Raw genomic sequence first — 2,905 nt, 5'->3', positions numbered from 1 at the left:
CCACTCGCAAAGTTCAATGGTCGGTGGCGGCGGCAGTGGTGTTGAGTCTCGGCGTCATCGCGACGGTCATGCTGGCGATGGGAACGCCAGCGCGGGTCAACGCCGTGCTGGCCTCGTTTGGTATTGCGACGAATGGCCGTTATTCCACCGATATCGGCGAGCGCCTGGCTGTGAATCTCAAAGACGGCTCGCAGGTCACGCTCAACACCAACTCGTCATTGCAAGTGGAGTACACGCCGACCGAGCGACACATCGTGCTCACGCAAGGGCAGGCGCTGTTTGAAGTAGCCAAGGACAAGTCCCGGCCGTTTGTCGTTGACGCGGGCGGTCGACGATTCGTCGCGGTAGGCACAGCGTTTGATGTGCGTGTGGATGGCTTGCAAGTGCAGGTGACCATGATCGAAGGCGTGGTGCGGGTCGAGCGTGAGCCGGGCCAGGTACACCTGGTGGCACCAACCATTGCCACCATCACGGCCGGTGAACAGCTCACGGCCAACAATGATTCGCTGGATCGGGTTCGAGCGGCGGATGCTGAGCGCGAGACTAGTTGGCGCCGCGGTCAGGTGTTCTTCGACAACACGCGCTTGAACGATGCCGTCGCTGAGATGAATCGCTACAGCGAGACCCCGATACAGTTGGTCGATGCGAACCTCGCTGAGCTACGCATCAGCGGCGCGTTTTCCACAGCTCGCCCGGCGGTATTCGTCGAGGCGCTGACCAGTTACTTTCCCATCGACGCACGCACGGATGAAGCGGCGGTGTTGCTCACTGCACGCCAGTGAACAGTTTCACGCGTTCGGCTTTTTCTGCGACGCGCGTCCTACTCCCCACAACGCGTCCACATCAAAGGCGCGGACATGGGGAGCAATCGATGATCAATATTCGTTCGTTGGCGCTGCGTGCAGCAGTCACCGCAGCGTGTTCATTGTGGCTCGGCATCGGTGCCGTGCACGCGCAGGAAGAAAAAGCGAAACAGTTCGACATCGACGCGCAGAGTCTGAGCACGGCGCTGAGCGAGTTCGCGCGACAGAGTCAGCAAGAGATCTTGTTCACTCCCGATCTAGTTACCAAGAAGCAGACCGGCGGCGTGCGCGGTGTGCTCAGCCCCATCGATGCGCTCACGGCCATTCTCAAAGACACGGGCCTGACGTTTTCCATGACGCCGCAAGGCGCGATCCTGGTTCAGCCACAGAAAAGCACCAATAACAGTGGCGCTGGCTCGCGCATCCGTGTGGCGCAGGCTAGTGAGCCGTCGCAAGACTCTGAATCTCCCGATTCGAAAGCCAAAGAGACGTCCGATGAACCGTCGCGTGAGGTGCTGAGAGTTCCCGAAGTGTTGGTGATGGGCTCGCGCATGCTCAACACGGACATCAAGCGGACGGTGGACGATCCGCAGCCGTACGTGATTTTCACTCGCCAGGCCATCGAACAGTCCGGCGCGGTGGACGTGAACGGTTTTCTGAAGAACCGACTGACCATGAATACCACCGGCGGTGATGCCGGCCAGATGGGGCATGTGGCGGGACAGATCAGCACCGTGAATTTGCGCGGCCTGGGTTCGAATCAAACATTGATTTTGATCGACGGCCGGCGCGCCGCCCGAACCACCACCGGCTTTTCACCGGGCCAGGTCGACTTGAACACTATTCCGCTCGCGGCCATCGAGCGTATCGAAGTATTGCCAACCACCGCTTCGGCGATTTACGGCGGCGCTGCGACCGGCGGCGTGGTGAACGTCATTCTGCGTCGTGACTACCAAGGCTTCGAGACTTCGATCACCTACGACAATTCGTTTGAGAGCGACGCGTCGAACCGTCGCATCGACTTCGCCGGTGGCCTGAACTTTTTCGAGGGCCGCACCAACGTGCTACTGGCGGGCAGCTTCTCCGATGCCAATCATTTGCAGGTGAAGGAGCGCGATTTTCTGACCGAAGGCCGGCGCAAGTTGCTGACCAACAATCCCAGCTTCTACGACACCATCCCCATACCGATGGCTGGCGCCACCGCGAACATCGTCAGCACCAATGGCCAACCGTTGGTACTGGACGACGGCACACCCCTCGGTGCTGTCTACACCTCGGCGCCAGCGAACTACGCTGGTGTCGCGTCGGATGGTGGCGCAGCGTTGGTCGCGAACGCTGGTCAGTACAACATGGGCTTCAACAAAGCCGCGTCGTATGGCATGGCCGCGGGCAACGCCAGCTTGGTGCCGGCGGCGCGCATTCAAATGATGAGCGGCAGCGTCCGCCACGAGTTCACGCCGAAGTTGAATGCCTTTCTCGAAGCGTCGCACTCGGAAAACATCAGCCACAGCCACAGCTCCGGTCTGATCTACGGCACCGTGCCGGCCAATGCGGCGACCAATCCGTTTCAACAAGCCATCACCATCGTGCCGTCGACCGATCAGGCCAACGGCTTGATTGAGAGCAAGAGCGCGTATGAGCGCTTCGGCGCCGGCCTGATCTATCAATTGCCGGGGCAGTGGACGGTATCGGCGGACTATACGTTCACCGAAGCGCAGATTTCCTATCGTGATGCACCCTACGTTCTGCCCACGCTGGCGGCGGCGCTGACTGCCGGCACTTTGGATCTCACTCGGGATCTCGATGCTGAAGGGGTGGATCTATCCATGTATCTGGGCGGGCCGTCGCCGGTGGGCACGCCCATCAAGTCGACGACCAAGAATCCAGCGTTGCGGCTGAGCGGCCCCATCGGCAGTTTGTGGGGCGGCGCGCCGCAGTTGTCGCTGCTGCTCGAACAGCAGGATGTTAACTATGGCACCGGCCGACAGATCACGCGTGGCGGCACACGAGCGGCGTTCTTCCCGGAACGTACTCAGAAGATCGACAGCGCCTATGTGGAATTGCGCGTGCCTCTGGTCTCGGCTGCGAACGATGTGCCGTGG

General features: G+C 60.7%; 2 protein-coding genes. Both read left to right on the top strand.

Translation table 11 applies throughout. From position 1 onward, the window contains the following. Window positions 1-782, top strand: a 782-nt coding sequence (locus JNL55_RS24575; RefSeq protein WP_293860479.1) for a FecR family protein, incomplete at its 5' end; no start/stop codon positions are given. Between the two features lie 89 nt (window positions 783-871). After that, the coding region (locus JNL55_RS24570; protein WP_293860476.1) for a TonB-dependent receptor at window positions 872-2,905 on the top strand (2,034 nt) is incomplete at its 3' end.

Source organism: Steroidobacter sp. (assembly GCF_016790065.1).
Classification (GTDB): domain Bacteria; phylum Pseudomonadota; class Gammaproteobacteria; order Steroidobacterales; family Steroidobacteraceae; genus Steroidobacter.
This window is presented reverse-complemented; position numbering and strand designations above follow the sequence as displayed.